At 47.0% G+C, this 15374-nt stretch carries 7 protein-coding genes; 5 read left to right on the top strand and 2 right to left on the bottom strand.

Annotated elements, in window-relative coordinates; all coding sequences use genetic code 11:
- Positions 1-2 precede the first annotated feature (2 nt).
- On the bottom strand, positions 3-2987 hold the full coding sequence (locus DVG78_RS18385; RefSeq protein ID WP_114462515.1) for a SusC/RagA family TonB-linked outer membrane protein: 2985 nt from the start codon (positions 2985-2987) through the stop codon (positions 3-5).
- Positions 2988-3215: 228 nt separating this feature from the next.
- Here DVG78_RS18385 and DVG78_RS18380 point away from each other — a divergent pair, with 228 nt between their 5' ends.
- Positions 3216-6230, top strand: a complete 3015-nt coding sequence (locus DVG78_RS18380; RefSeq protein ID WP_114462514.1) for a PD-(D/E)XK nuclease family protein — start codon at positions 3216-3218, stop codon at positions 6228-6230.
- 83 nt (positions 6231-6313) lie between these two features.
- Positions 6314-8011 carry a M14 family metallopeptidase gene (locus tag DVG78_RS18375; protein ID WP_114462513.1) on the top strand — a complete coding sequence of 566 codons (1698 nt, stop codon included), beginning with the start codon at positions 6314-6316 and terminating at the stop codon, positions 8009-8011.
- Positions 8012-8187: 176 nt separating this feature from the next.
- Here DVG78_RS18375 and DVG78_RS18370 read toward each other — a convergent pair whose 3' ends face one another.
- Positions 8188-11559, bottom strand: a complete 3372-nt coding sequence (locus DVG78_RS18370) for a UvrD-helicase domain-containing protein (protein WP_114462512.1) — start codon at positions 11557-11559, stop codon at positions 8188-8190.
- A gap of 145 nt (positions 11560-11704) precedes the next feature.
- On the opposite strand from DVG78_RS18370, the gene DVG78_RS18365 reads away from it, so the two are divergent.
- The 3 genes from DVG78_RS18365 to DVG78_RS18355 all read left to right on the top strand — a co-directional run bounded on the left by DVG78_RS18365 (position 11705) and on the right by DVG78_RS18355 (position 15357).
- Entirely contained in the window at positions 11705-12208 is a 504-nt protein-coding gene (locus tag DVG78_RS18365) for a GNAT family N-acetyltransferase (RefSeq protein ID WP_114462511.1), read from the top strand.
- Between the two features lie 12 nt (positions 12209-12220).
- The gene (locus DVG78_RS18360; protein ID WP_114462510.1) at positions 12221-13453 is read left to right on the top strand and encodes a carboxypeptidase-like regulatory domain-containing protein; all 1233 of its coding nucleotides are present in this window, start codon (positions 12221-12223) and stop codon (positions 13451-13453) included.
- A gap of 122 nt (positions 13454-13575) precedes the next feature.
- On the top strand, positions 13576-15357 hold the full coding sequence (locus DVG78_RS18355; protein ID WP_114462509.1) for an ABC transporter ATP-binding protein: 1782 nt from the start codon (positions 13576-13578) through the stop codon (positions 15355-15357).
- The last annotated feature ends 17 nt before the right edge of the window (positions 15358-15374 follow it).

Below are 15374 nucleotides of genomic sequence, written 5' to 3'. Positions count from 1 at the left end.
TGTTAAAATTCGATTTGAATACCGCCTGTAATCTGCTTGCTTTGAGGATATGTACCGATTTCGATAGACAATACCTCAGGGTCGAAGCCTGTGTAGGCCGTCCACGTCAATAGGTTGATAGCTTGTGCAAACAAATTCACCCGGCTCATGCCCGCTTTTTTAACCAACCGCGACGGCAAATCATAGCTGAGGGTCACTTGTTTTAGGCGAACGTAGCCCCCGTTTTCAAGTTGTTTCGTCGAAAATGTTTGGAGAGAACTGCTACCCGGTTCGGTGCCCCCTTCGTACGCTCTCGGCACGCGGGTAATTTGTCCTGGCGTTGTCCAACGATCAAGCTGGCTTTGCAAGTTGTTCCAACCCGCCGAAGCTGAACTTTCCATAAAGAAACCGTTGTTATTCAGCAATTTATTCCCCCATTGCCCCTGTAAAAAGAACTCCAATGAAAGGCCTTTGTACGACAAGCGGTTGGTCACACCACCAAATCCTTTGGGCAGTGGAGTCCCCTGAACCCGTGAGTCACGCGCCTGAACGGTGTACGTGAGGTTGCCGAGTGTATCGAGCCACATCGAGCGACCGTCGGCGGGATTGGCTCCTGCATAGGTTGGATACCAGTGGATTGACGTTGGTTCTCCCACGCGCAAACCCGTTCCGATGCGGTCCTGTCCGGGTAATAATTGAAGGATTTTGTTACGCTGAAACGACACGTTCCAGTTGGTTTCCCACTTAAATCCACCACGATTGACGTTGATATGGTTGAATTCTATCTCTAACCCTTTGTTTTCTACTTTTCCGAGGTTTTCAAAAATAGACCCGAAACCGCTATCATCTGGCAATGGACGAGAAAGTAAAAGTCGATCGTTGACCTTGCGATACGCCTGAACTTCTCCATAAATACGACCATTGAAGAGAGAGTAGTTAACCCCTGCGTTGATGGTAGTGGCTACTTCCCAAGAAAGGTTTGCGTTACCCAATTGCGAAGGACGTACCCCAGGAAGGTCGATGTATTGTCCACCCAATCCAAACAAGGCACGTGAAGCAAAGTTGTCGATGTTATTGTTACCTGCTTTACCGTAACCAGCAAAGATTTTCAACTCAGACAACCAGCCAAGACCCTTCATAAAACTTTCTTCCGACAAACGATACCCAACCGATGCCGCTGGGAAAAGTCCGTAGCGGGTGTTGGCTCCAAAACGAGATGAACCATCGTAACGTAACGTTGCCGTTGCTAAGTATTTTTCTTTAAATGAGTAGTTTGCCGAACCAAACAAACTGGCAATACGCCATGTGGTATACGTACCAGTGGTAGTAATCGGGCGCGCCGCCGCGGCCAATGTCCTGAAAAGTCCGTTAGGAAATCCCTGACCAGTTGCTGTTACGGTTTCGCGTACTTCTTCACGATACTCTCCACCACCCAAAACAGTGATGTCGTGATCGTTGGCAAATAATTTGTTCCAACTCAATGTTTGAGCCGTATTCCAGTTGAGGGTATAGCGGCTATTAACCGTTGAGCTACCACCTGTTGATGCAAATTGGGGTACAATTGGATCGCGGTAAGCATCGTCACGGTTGTTGGCATAGTCGATTCCGTAGAAAGAACGGAACTTTAAGCCCGGAACAATTTCATAGTTGAGGGCAAAGTTGCTGACCGTTTGTACCGTTGTGTTAAGACGTGTTTCATACTCAACACTTTGTACCGGGTTATAGCTGAAGGCTCCCGTCAATGGCGCATTGTAAGAGCCATCTTCTTTGTAAACAGGTTGGCCTGGTAAAATCAAAGCCGCCGCAAAAAACGGACTGTTGATAAACGCACCGTCGGCGATGGCTCCGTTTTGCTTGGTAGCCGCTAAACCGATGGATGTTTCAAATTTCAACTTTTTGGTTGCCTGATGGTCTACGTTCAAACGAACGGTTCCGCGACCAAAGTCAGATTTAATTACCTGACCCGCATTGTAGTCATAAGCAGTTGATAGACGGAAATTTGTTTTTCCGTCGCCACCCGCCGCCGAAGCGTTGATAGAACGAAGACGTCCCGTACGGAATACATAATCTTGCCAATCGGTATTCTGAACCGTTGCAGGGTCGCCGTATTGGGCAATGGCATTGGCCCGGGCAGTTTCTACCGATTGGTTGGTTGCCAAAGCACGATTGACAAAGCCTTCGATTTTGAGCGTTGCAAATTGAGAAGCCGTAAGCACATCCAGTTTCTTAAGCAACTGCGTAGAGCCTTCTTGATACGAAACCGTAAACTTGGTTTTACCGGCTTTTCCGCGTTTGGTAGAAATCAACACTACACCATTTGCTCCCTGAGCACCGTAAATGGCCGAGCCTGCCGCGTCTTTCAACACCTGAATCGACTCAATATCGTTAGGGTTGAGTGAGGCCAATACGTTTGAACTTGCCGTGGAAGAAAGACCACCGCTGGCTACTTGTACTCCGTCAATGATGTAAAGCGGCTCATTTCCTGCGTTGATAGAACCTACCCCACGCACCCGAACGTTGATTCCACCGCCCGGTTGTCCACTCAAAGAAGTTACTTGTACCCCCGCAGCGCGACCCTGCAAAGCACGGTCGACCGACTGCAACGGCAGGTTTTCGATGGTTTTTCCGCTTACCTGAGCTACCGCACTTGTGAGGTTCTTCTTAGCCGTTGAACCACCGTAGGCCGTTACCACAACTTCATTCAGGTTGTTGTCGTCGGGCGACAACGCCACATCCACCACGCTTTTCGCACCAATATCCAGAGTACTTTTCAAGAATCCCACATAACTGAATACCAATTGCGCACCCGCTGATAAACTAATTCGATATTTCCCTTCCGCATCCGTGTTGGTTCCTTTGGTGGTCCCTTTCACTAATACGCTTACCCCAGGAAGAGGCGACCCATCGTCGCTGCTGGTAACGGTCCCAGTAACCGTGCGCTCTTGTGCCCGAAGCTGAACACAAATAGACATCAACAGGCAGACGCCTGCCAGTAAAAATTTCCGCATAAGATTTAGTTTGGTTTTTAGGTTAAAATAAAAATGGTGATACTGCTCACAAGCAGTAAAACAACTAACTTTGAAAATTGTTATTGCGAAAATAGGGAGCAAACACACAAGTCAAAAAAATAAAAAAAGATAAATATCATTCAACAGCATACTTTTTGTAACATTCATTTAAGATGTTTTTCATGGACATAATGCTCATTAACATCCACAAATAGCTCATTCCACAAAATGCTTGAATCTTTTCTTGAGAAATCAGCGAAGTATATTTTTGAAACAAAAAGACATACAAAGCGCATTGAGAATTTATTAATAATTGTGCCTACCCGGCGGGCCGCTTATTTTTTTAAACGAGCACTGGCTCAGTGTGCTGACCGTCCCTTTTTGGCCCCAGAAGTGTTGGCTATCGACGATTTTGTGACCCAAAAATGCGGCGTGGAAATTGCCGACAACGTTAGTTTGCTGTTCGAATTATTTGACATTTTCAAAGAAGTTGATAAAAACATCACCTTTGAGCGCTACTTGCAATGGGGCAGTATGCTGCTGCGGGATTTTGATTTAATAGACCAATACCTCGTTGATTCCGATTATTTATTCGACTACATCACCGAAGCCAAAGCCATTGAGCGCTGGGAGATTGACTGGCCCAAAAACAAAGTTTCGACCGACTCTGAGCGCATCAAGGCCTACTTTGAGCTGTTCTCTAATTTACGAGAAGTATACCAACGTTTTCGACAACACCTTCAGTCCAAAAAGCGCGTTTATCGCGGTTTGGCCTACCGTACGTTGGCCGAAAATACGTTTGAACTTTTGTTGAACGACAAAGAAGAGACCAACCAACCAACCTCTGAAGAAACCGTTGAGGACTCCTCCCCCGACTTTTATTTTGTCGGATTAAGCGCTTTGAGTGCCGCACAAGAAAAAATCATTCGGGCCCTTATCAAAGCCCAACGCGCTGAAATTCTGTGGGATACCGATCATTACTACATGCGCGAAAATCCCTACATCGAAGGAGGAAAAGCGTTGCGCGGCTACCGGGATGCCGCGTGGGCGGGCGAATGGAAATGGACCGAAAACCATATTCTCCAAACGCCCAAAGACATTACGGTTTATGCAGTTCCGAATGCCTCAATGCAGGCCAAAGTAGCGGGCGAACTTTACCAACAATGGTGCACCGATGAGCAAGGCGGCACCGAAAACCGCCCCGTGGCAATGGTACTCGCCGACGAAAACCTGCTGGTTCCTGTCTTGAACGGATTGGACGAAACCATCAGTGACCTCAACGTAACGATGGGTCTCACGCTGCGTAATTCGCTGTTGTTCACGCTTGTAGACTCGCTGTTTGAATTGCAGTTTACGGTAGCAGAATTCCGGGCCAAAGACGGACGTTCGGTTAAAATCCCTAAATACAACCACCGAACGGTTCAGAAAGTACTCAATCACCCGTTTATCAGGAGATACGAATTTCTGGCGCTGCAACAGCGCGATTCGACCGCGCCGAGCATCATCCAGACCACCATTGGCGAGATACAACGGCGCAATTTTGTGTACCTCGACCCCAAACAATTGTTGGAATGGGGCGAAAATCACCCGCTTTTTGTGGCACTGTTTGGCCGCTGGGACGACAACCCGCACACGGTCATCAAAGCGCTGTACGTCATCATCGACTTGCTGCGCGAAGTGTACAAAGACACCCAAAACGCCATCGAGACGGAGTACCTGTATTTGTTTTATACCCTCCTAAAACAACTAGAAACGACCCTCAATTCAAGCCATGCCGAGAAGCTGAACTTACGGACTTTCAAGGCATTTATGTACGAACTCATCCGCCAAACCCGGATTCCTTTCAGCGGCGAACCCGTCAGCCCACTGCAAATCATGGGGATGCTCGAAACACAGGCCCTTGATTTTGAACGCATTATTATTCTTTCGATGAATGAAGGCGTTTTTCCTGCTTCAAAACGTCAAAACTCGCTGATTCCGTGGGACATTGCCCAAGAGGCGGGTTTGCCCATTTACCGCGACCAAGACGCGGTGATGTCTTACCATTTTTATCGCCTACTCCAACGCGCCAAGGACGTTCACCTAGTGTACGTCACCGACCCAAGCACCTACAACGGCGGCGAAAAAAGCCGTTTTATTCGTCAGCTAGAACACGAGTTGGTGCCCATGACAAAAGACAAAGGCACCGTTCGTTATCAGGAGATGATGGTGATGTTTAAGGAGGCCGACAAACAGGGAGAAGACGAACAAAAAGTACAGATAGCGCGACAAAAGGCCGCCACAATTGATTGGACTGTGCCCAAAACGCCCGAAACGATTGCCTTTCTCATTGCCTCTCTCGAAAAAGACGGGTTGTATGCTACTCATTTAAACCAGTACCTAAAATGCTCGCTCCAGTATTATTTTAACCGCATTGCGGGCGTGTCGGAAGACGAAGAAGTGGAAGAGCGCATTGGTTCGGCCGATTTTGGTTCTTGGATTCACAAAGTACTGGAACGCATCGACTTAGAATACCTGATGGAAAACAAACCCATCACCGACGAGGAAGTAAAAGCGATTTTACGCGAAGAATTTGATAAACAATTTGGTGGTTATGATGCCGAATCGGGCATCAATCGGCTGTTGTATCAAGTGGCCGAACAAACCGTGGTGGACTTCTTGCGGGAACAGCGCACGCGCAACGATTCGCTGGTGGTGCTGGCTACCGAGCGAAAACTATCGGCGACGTTGCCACTGCAATGGGGCGACAAGACGATTTTGTTTAAAGTGGCGGGAAAAATTGACCGCATTGAGTTGGTGGATAACGTCATTCGCGTAGCTGATTATAAAACAGGAAAAATCGAACAACTCCCCAAAGTCACGCCCGATAAACTGGCCGACATTATGACCTCTGGCAGCAACAGCAACTACGAAAAAATCAGGCAATTATGGATTTATCAGTACTTGATTTACAAACAGATGCTACGCGACCAAGGCCTCAACCTACGCGGTCAGGATTTTCACTTGGACAACTATGAGGTAACGTCTGGATTTTATTCATTGCGAAATATTAAACGAGGTTTCATCGAAAATCCCCTGCAATTTGACCAAGCCAACGACCCCGAAAGTTACGTAGCGCATTCGGAGGAATACCTCAGGGCTTTTATCACCGAAAAACTCCTCAATACCGACGAACCTTTCCGTAAAACTGACCATACCCAAGCTTGTCAATATTGTGACTATAAAGAAATTTGTGGGCGCTAAGGCTTGATGTTGCGTCTATTTTTTACCGATACTTGCACCATAAACTTGTCAATAAACCAACCACTTCATCTACTTCCCACCTTATGAAAAAGTTATTTTTACTGCTTTTGTTGTCCAACGCACTCTTTGCTCAACTTACTTCCTACGAAAAAAGCAAAGGGCAAGAAACCGCCACGTACGACGAAGTCATCCGCTTTTACCAAGCCTTAGACCAAAAATATGACCAAGCCACGCTACTCGAAGTAGGCACGAGCGACATTGGCAAACCGTTGCATTTGTTTGTGTTATCGGCCAATAAAGTCTTCAAACCTCAGGCTGATAAAGTAACTCTATTAATCAATAATGGCATCCACCCCGGCGAACCCGAAGGCATTGACGCCAGCATGATGTGGGCGCGGGAACTGTTGGAAAAGAACATGCTGCCCCCCAATGTGTTGCTGTGCATTGTGCCGGTCTACAACATCGACGGTATCCTTAACCGGGGTGTGTCACGCCCTAATCAGAACGGCCCCAACAGTTACGGATTTCGGGCAAATTCACGGAATTATGATTTAAACCGCGATTTTATCAAAACGGATTCTAAAAATTCGGAGTCGTGGCAAAAGATGTTTCAGGCGTGGAAGCCTCACATCATCGTAGACAACCACACCTCCAATGGCGCTGATTATCAGCACGCTGTTACGTATTTTCCAACCCAAAAAGACAAGTTTAATCCGATTGTTTCGGCCTTTTTCACCAAAGAGTTTAAGCCCGCTTTGGACGCTCAATTATCAAAATCGGGATTTGACCCAGTGCCTTATGTAAACGCCTTCGGCAGCACCCCCGAAACGGGTTATTCGGGATTCAACGATGCCCCTAGGTATAGTTCGGGCTACGCCTCACTGTTCAATTGCGAAACCTTCGTGGTTGAATTGCACATGCTGAAAGATTACCCTACGCGGGTCAAAGGCACTTACGTGTTTATGGAAACGACCCTCAACCTAAGCACCAAACACGCGACGACGCTGATTGCCAACAAACAAAAAGCCGATGAAGCCGTGGCGGCCCAAAAGTCTTTTCCGTTAAGCTGGAAATTGGACCGCAGCGTGGCCGATTCGATTACTTTCAAAGGCTTTGCGGCCAAGTACAAACCCAGCGAAGTGAGCGGACTGAATCGTTTGTATTACGAGCGCAGCGAGCCGTTTACCAAACGTATTCCCTTTTTTGACCACTACGTAGCCGACCTCACGGTGCAGAAACCAAACGCCTACGTGTTGCCGCAAAGTTGGGCGCGGGTGGCAGAACTCCTCAAAATCAATGGGGTAACGCTAAAATCTTTAGAAAAAGATACCGAAATGGAAGTGGAAGTATACTATATTGAAGATTACAAAATCCCCCAAAAGCCTTACGAAGGTCATTATAACCATACGGGCGTAACGGTCAGAAAAGAGACGCAGAAAATACAATTTTACAAAGGGGATTATCTTATTGAAACCAACCAAAAATCCAATCGCTACCTCATCGAAACCCTTGAACCTCAAGGTCCCGATTCATTTTTTGCGTGGAACTTTTTCGATAGTATCTTAGGACAAAAAGAGCATTTTTCAGCCTACGTTTTTGAAGACATTGCGGCTGAAATGCTGCGCAAAGATGCGGCACTGAAACAAAAATTGGAAGAACGCAAAAAGACAGATGAGGCTTTTGCCAAAAGCGGCGCGGCGCAACTCGAATTTATTTATCGCAACTCACCTTATTTTGAGCAGACATATTCACGCTATCCTGTGTACAGGTTGGTGAAATAACCTCGCTTTCCGCAACGAACATTACGGGCTCGGGGGTCTCAAACTCATCTTCATCAAAGTAAAAAAAAGGGTCCATAATGTGGTGGAGGGTTGGGGCTTGTATACACTATACATAACATACGCAAAAACGACCCAAAAAGTCACCACAATTCTAAAAAAAATACGAAATTTAATATTCAAACCCTGATTACCTCATTTCGCTCAATATAAACCAGCAAAGACTCAACCTTTGGGTAGCCCATTTGGTAGAAAAGATTCGCGTAACGTTTAATCTGTATAGTGTGACTTTCGAGCGGAATACCCGTTTTGTAATCAACGATTACGACCCTATCGGCCAAATGAACCACCCGGTCGGGGCGGTGAATATTGCCGTCGGGGGTTAAAATTTCGCGCTCATTGATGACGTTGGACTCAATTTCAAATAGCCCTTGTAAATCAGGGTGTTGAAGAATTTTATCGAGGCTCTTACGAATATCTTCGGCTTCAATTTTCTCAATCATGCCTTCCGTTTGCATTCGCACCAAGGCCGAGGGGACGTCATCGGGCGTACGTACCATCGAAAGAGCGTAGTGAACTTTGTTTCCGTGGTCGCGTTTTTTCTCAAAAGTTTCGACGTCAAAGATGCGGTTGGCCAAGCGCCGGAGGCGCAACTCGCGGCTACGGTCCGTAGAAATAATCTGCGGGACATAAAAAGTGGGTGTCTGAACGGCAGGGTGAGGTGTACGCGGGGTGAGTTGCACCAGTGTTTCAAGGCTCCCGATTGCGGGTTCTGGTGTGCTTTCCAAATACTGATACAGCCAAAAACTTACTTTTCTGGGAGATTTGATTTTGGCAAAATTTTCTTCTTTGGCCAACACGTACAGTTTTTTGGTCGGACGCGTAAACGCCACGTACAACAGGTTTAGATTTTCGACAAACACGCGCTCACGCTCCTCCTTATACTGCGAGGCTACCGACTCGGTAGTCTGCAATAATGTCTCTTTTACTTGAACAGAACCCGTTTGGAGCCACTTGGTCTCCGTGTGTTCAATCATTTCACCACTTTCAGCGTCTTTTGTACTAAAACCGCCAATGCCCAACTCCTCTGACGGGTCAAGATTTACCCACATCGAATCGCGCTTGGCATTGGGCACAAAATCCCAGTCGGCGTACGGAATAATCACCACGGGGTACTCCAAGCCTTTGGAACGGTGGATGGTCTGTACCGTAATCGCATTGGGGTCGGACGGTGCCGAAATGGAAATCTTCTCTTTTTGGGTTTCCCAATAGTCCAGAAAATCGGCCAAATGACTACCGCGTTTGGTATTGAATTCCAAAACTACGTCCAGAAAACGAAACAGATAATCACGTTCTTCTACGATTTCAAACAACCCAAACGTCTGCACCAATTTTTCGGCCAGCTCATACGCACTGATTTGGAGCAATCGGTACGGATTCAAAAATGCATCAATGACATCGCCTTCTTTCAGTTCGCCCGCTTCGGCCTTGACTTGCCGTAAACATTCATTGATAAACACGTAAAACTCCCGCACATCGTGCGACTCCACCACCGTTTTTAGGCGTTGATTGTCTTTGTTGTCGGGAATGCGTTTGACAATCATTCGGAAAAATAAATACAGCGCTTCGTACTTATCCAATCGGCTGTCGGGCTTGACAAGCACGCGCATGAAGGCCGTCACCAAATTGACTGCCCCCGAAAAACGCAGCGAAAGCGAATCGTCGGAAATGATATTGTATCCATTCTCTTTCAGATGATTAGCTATTTTTTTTGCATCTTTCTTGTACCGACACAGCACCGAAATATCGCCCACGCTAAACCCGTCGATTTCGGTTGCTTGCTGAATCAGGGCCAGCGTGCGGTTAATCATGGCGGGCGTATCGTCGTCGTCGTTGGTGTCGTTATTAAGGGCAGGAATAAACTCAATCTGCACTTCACCGCCCGTTTTGGGATTGGGTGGCAACTCCTGCGCCACCTGCTCAAACACATCGTGGGAAAGCGGAAATTGATCGCGATAGAGTTCTTCAATTCTGCCAAAAAACGCGTTATTGAACTCAATGATTTCTTTGGCACTCCGACGATTGATCCGTAGCACATCGCCCGTCAAATGCCACTGAATGCTTTCTAGACGCTCCACCGTCAATTCGCTGTCGCCCAAAGATTGCGCCAATCGGCCGAGATTTTGGGAATGCAGCGCGATAATTTGGTCCATGTCGCCCCCCCGAAAACGGTAAATGGCCTGCTTAGAATCCCCCACCGCGAGGTTGAAGTGGTCGTAGCCGAGGCTATTGTCAATCAGCGGCAACACATTGGCAAATTGCAATTTGGACGTATCCTGAAACTCGTCAATCAGAATATGGTTAAACTTCTCCCCCATCCGCTCATAAATAAACGGCACGGGGTCTTCGGTCACGATTTGCAGGATTTTTTGGTTAAACTCCGAGATATGCACGCGGTTATTTTCCCGCAACTGACGGTCAAATTCCTCCTTAATTTCATTCAACAGCGACAGATGATACAGGTGCGGAATGAGCTGTTGGTACAAAAAATAATACCCACTCACCGCCAAACGATTTTCTTCAATTCGTTCGTAAAAATCCACCAATTGCGGTTTTATCTGCGCCACCGCTTCGACCACAAACGGGCGGGCGGTTTTGGTGAGCCAGCCTTTGTCGTTTTCAAAAGCGTCTTTTTCACGCGCTCCTGGCTCGGTCATCGCTTCGGAAGTATCGGTGCGTTTTTTGAAATACCGAAACACCGTTCCGTACGAAAAATCTTTCTCGTCCAAGCCACTTTCTAGTATCAGTTGATGCCCTTTCTCGGCCCATTGCACCAGTTGGTTCTCCCACTTACGCAACGCGCTCACCAGTTGTCGCCGAATCTTTTTAAAGTCTTTGGCCGACAGATGCGCATTTTTCATGATGGCGGCATAGCGTTGCTCATTGAGCAAATCGTTGGCAAAACCCGCCATCGCTTCGGGCAAGCTGTGGTAATTTTTCCCTTCCTGCCCCGCTTCCAAATAAAAAGATTCGAGAATATCCGTCAACTCGGTATAAGCGTCGTCACCTGTTTTTTCGAGCATTCGTTCTACGGCCATCAGAAGTAACTCTCCCGCTTCCATCTCCACCTCAAACGAAAACGGAATCCCCAGTTCATCGGTAAACGCGCTCACCACCCGTTGCACAAAACTGTCGATGGTCAGAATGGCAAAGTCACTGTAATCGTGCAAAATTTGTTTAAAAACGCGGTTGGCTCGGTTACGAATGTCGCGTTCGCGGAGCTTGTAAGCGCCTTCGCGGTCGGCAAGGGATTCGGGGTATAACTCCAGAATAATGTCCTGCAGCATCGGGTCTTCCTGGCCGTTGGCAAACGCCTCCAACTTGACCATGATGCGGTCTTTCATCTCACGTGTGGCGGCCTTGGTAAACGTGATGGCCAAAATATGCTTGAAATAATAGGCGTTGTCGCTTTGCAAGGCGAGTTTGAGGTATTCTTTGGTAAGCGTGTAGGTTTTTCCCGACCCTGCCGACGAACTGACAATCTTGAACATAAAGAAATCTTCCGGAGTTAAAGTCCTAAAGTTAGTCAGATTCAAAACGAAACCGTAGAAAGTGAGCCCTGAATTTTGTGTTCAACCAAATCCGCCCTATTTTGCCCCTTCAATTCAATTCCTGATTCTGCGAATCCATCACGCTATGTCTGCCATCACTGTTCGTACCGATATTCGTCCCGGAGACCTTGGGTACATTACCTATTTAGTAGGTATCATTTACGCCAAAGAGTACGGAATGACCCTCCTGAACGACATTGAAGTGGCTACTTTTCTGACGCATTTTATCCAACATTATGCTCCCGAAAAGGAACGTTTATGGGTGGCCGAAACCGACGAACACATCGTGGGCTGTATTCTGGTGTACGAAGAAAGTCCTGGCGTGGCGCATCTGCGGTCGCTCATTCTGCACCCTTCGGTGCGAGGGCGTGGGTTGGGGCGTCAATTGATGCAACTCGCCATTGATTTTTGTCGTGAAGTGAGCTATCAAAAAATCACGCTTGAAACCTTTGATGAATTGAATGCCGCACTGCATTTGTACGATTCTTTTGGTTTCCAACTCACGGGCGAACGCTTCCACGCCGAATGGGGCCGCCCCGTCAGGGAAGTGCAATTTGAGTTGGTTTTATCAAATTCGGCCAAATCATAACAAAAACACGACATGAAAACCCTGCTATTGAGTGTGCTTATGGCTTGGTGCACTTTTTCCTACGCCCAAACCATCACCATTGAAGGGCGCGTTTTGGATGTCTCTAATAATCAACCCGTTTCCTTCGCGGGTGTGGGCATTGTGGGCAAAAGCGTCGGAACGGTGGCCAATGAGCAGGGGCGATTTAGCTTAAAACTAAGCCAACAATACGCTTCGGAGGTGCTCATTATCAATTGCATGGGGTTTGAATCGTTCCAAATCCCCGTCAAAGCTGCCGTTCAGTCAAGCCCGCTGGAAATCAAACTGAACGTAAACGCCATTCGACTGAAAGAAGTGGTGGTGAAGCCCGTAAACCCCACCGAAATCATTTACCAAGTCGTAGCGCTCATTCCCCAAAATTATGACCAAAACCCCAGCATTATTGAAGGTTTTTACCGAGAATCTGTCAAACAAGCACAGGTGAATCAATACTTTGCGTTTTCGGAAGGGGTAATTCAACTTTATAAATCGGGCGTGGATACCAACATCCCCGATCAGGCGCGGATGATTAAGGGCCGCAAGAAAGAACTACCGACCGCCGTTGTTACTGTCCAAAATGATACGTGCCCTATTCCGAGCATCACCAACGGACCGTATCTTGGCTATTTTCTGGACGTGGTCCGAGCGCGCGATTTTCCCTTGTATGACTTAAATTCCTACACTTTTGAATACGACGGCGCCCAAAGCATCGGCAACACTTTTCTGTACAAAATCAACTTCAAAAACAATTCCGTCACCAAACGCTCAGTTAATCAGCGATTTGCGGCCTACAAAGGAACACTTTACATCGAAACTGAAAGCCTCGCGGTGGTTAAAGCAGAATACGAATTGAGCGATGCCGCATTGCGTCAATACGAACTCAGCTATCCAGGTATACGCCTCAAACACCGTCAATACTACATCAATTACGCTCCTTTTGAGGGCAAATGGTACCTGCACGATGCCCGTGTGGTGAATGACTTTCAGTACGAATATTATGTCTGGCCCAAAGGAACGCGCCCCAAAAACGCCCCCAAGCGCATTGAAGTGGGGGTCGGCCTCCATAATCAAATGGCTTTTGTAACTACTCACATCAGCAATCGTAACGTGCAAAAATTTCCATTAAATCAAATTTTGAGAATTGATACCTCTTTTTCGGAACAAAGCATGACCTTTGATGATGATTTTTGGAAGGATTTTAATATAATTGAAGAAGAGGAAAACTAACCCACAATGCTCCCTTTTCGGGTAGTTTCTTTGGCTTCTCGGCAAACGTTTTCTGAAAATTTGGTGTTAAAACCGATAGAGTAGACGAAATACAGTCCCGCAACCCAACTACAAGCGTCATTTTGAAAGCACTCGCTCACCTCAACAAATACTTAGTTAAATACAAATGGTACCTAATTTTGGGGACTGTTTTTACGATTATTTCCAATCTTTTTGGAATCATTCCCGCCCAACTGGTCCGTTATGCGCTTGATTTAGTGAAAGATACGCTTGATGTGTACTTTCTCTTCAAAGGCTCTTCGCTCCAAGCCAATCTTTACGACATCTTCGCGTTTAGTATCTTACTCTACGGGATTTTGATTCTTATCATGGCCTTGCTGAAAGGGATATTTTTGTTTTTGGTGCGCCAAACCCTCATCGTCATGTCGCGACACATTGAGTATGACCTCAAAAACGAGATTTACGCTCATTACCAAACCCTGCCGTTGAGTTTCTTTCGTCGCCAAAATACGGGTGATTTGATGGCGCGTATCTCCGAAGATGTCAGCAAAGTACGCATGTACGTAGGCCCGTCCATCATGTACGGTATCAATTTAATAACGCTGTTTATACTGGTCATCAGCTACATGGTTTCGGTCAATGCCAAATTGACATTTTACGTGTTGCTGCCACTGCCGATTCTATCACTCAGCATTTATTTTGTCAACACCATTATCATGAAGCGCTCGGAAGAATTGCAGGCGCAACTTTCCAGCGTTTCGACCTACGTACAGGAATCGTTCTCGGGTATTCGGGTTATCAAAGCCTTTGTCCGCGAACATGAGCAATTGCGCAACTTCGTCAAACAAAGCAACGACTACCGAAATAAGTCACTGAAATTGACCATCGTAGACTCGTTATTTTACCCATTCATCATGGTCCTCGTGGGACTGAGCAATGTGCTTATTGTCTTCGTGGGTGGGCAAGAAATCATGTCGGGTCGACTGACGCCCGGCAACATTACGGAGTTTATTTTGTACGTAAGTATGCTCACTTGGCCCGTGATGGCGCTCGGCTGGACCACCAGCCAAACGCAGCGGGCGGCGGCGTCGCAGCAACGCATCAACGAGTTTCTGAACACAAAAACGGATTTGATTTCGACCAAAAACCTTGAACATGACATTGCCGGAGATATTCATTTCCGCAATGTCAGTTTTGACTATCCCGATACTGGCATCAAAGCCCTCAAAAACTTTAACCTAAGCGTAAAATCGGGGGAAACCGTGGCCATTTTGGGCACGACAGGCTCGGGCAAAAGTACGGTTGCTAATCTGCTCATGCGCCTGTACGACCCCACCGAAGGGGATATTTCGATTGATGGCATTCCCGTTAAAGATTTCAAGCTGCAATCGCTACGCGGGCAAATGGGCTATGTGCCCCAAGATGTATTTTTATTCTCCGACAGCATCGAATCAAACGTGTCGTTTGGCTCAACCGAAATGTCATTTGAAAAAATTGAACAAGCCACCAAAGACGCTGACCTTTACGCCAACATCATTGAGTTTCCAGAAGGCTTTAACACCCGCGTCGGTGAGCGAGGCATTACGCTTTCGGGCGGCCAAAAACAACGTCTTTCCATCGCCCGTGCCATTGCCCGCGACCCCAAAATATTGATTTTGGACGACTGCCTCTCCGCCGTAGATACGCAAACCGAAAACACCATTTTGAACAACATGAGCCGCATCATGAAAGACCGTACGTCGGTCATTATTTCGCACCGGGTTTCGTCGGCGAAACTAGCCGATTTTATCGTTGTGTTGGACGAAGGCCGAATCGTAGAGCAAGGTACTCATGAACTTTTAATGGACCAAAACGGCGTCTATAAAGAGCTGTACGAGAAGCAGTTGCAGGGCGAAGAAGTATAAATATCTCATTTTGTTTT

Origin of the sequence: Runella aurantiaca (assembly GCF_003339505.1) — a bacterium.
GTDB classification, from domain to species: domain Bacteria; phylum Bacteroidota; class Bacteroidia; order Cytophagales; family Spirosomataceae; genus Runella; species Runella aurantiaca.
Note: the sequence above shows the minus strand (reverse complement) of the source record. Positions and strands in the feature narration are given on the sequence as shown.

Coding starts and splice junctions, on each gene's coding strand:
- DVG78_RS18385 (WP_114462515.1), bottom strand. CDS start 2,987: ATGCGGAAATTTTTACTGGCAGGCGTCTGCCTGTTGATGTCTATTTGT.
- DVG78_RS18360 (WP_114462510.1), top strand. CDS start 12,221: ATGAAAACCCTGCTATTGAGTGTGCTTATGGCTTGGTGCACTTTTTCC.
- DVG78_RS18365 (WP_114462511.1), top strand. CDS start 11,705: ATGTCTGCCATCACTGTTCGTACCGATATTCGTCCCGGAGACCTTGGG.
- DVG78_RS18380 (WP_114462514.1), top strand. CDS start 3,216: ATGCTTGAATCTTTTCTTGAGAAATCAGCGAAGTATATTTTTGAAACA.
- DVG78_RS18370 (WP_114462512.1), bottom strand. CDS start 11,559: ATGTTCAAGATTGTCAGTTCGTCGGCAGGGTCGGGAAAAACCTACACG.
- DVG78_RS18375 (WP_114462513.1), top strand. CDS start 6,314: ATGAAAAAGTTATTTTTACTGCTTTTGTTGTCCAACGCACTCTTTGCT.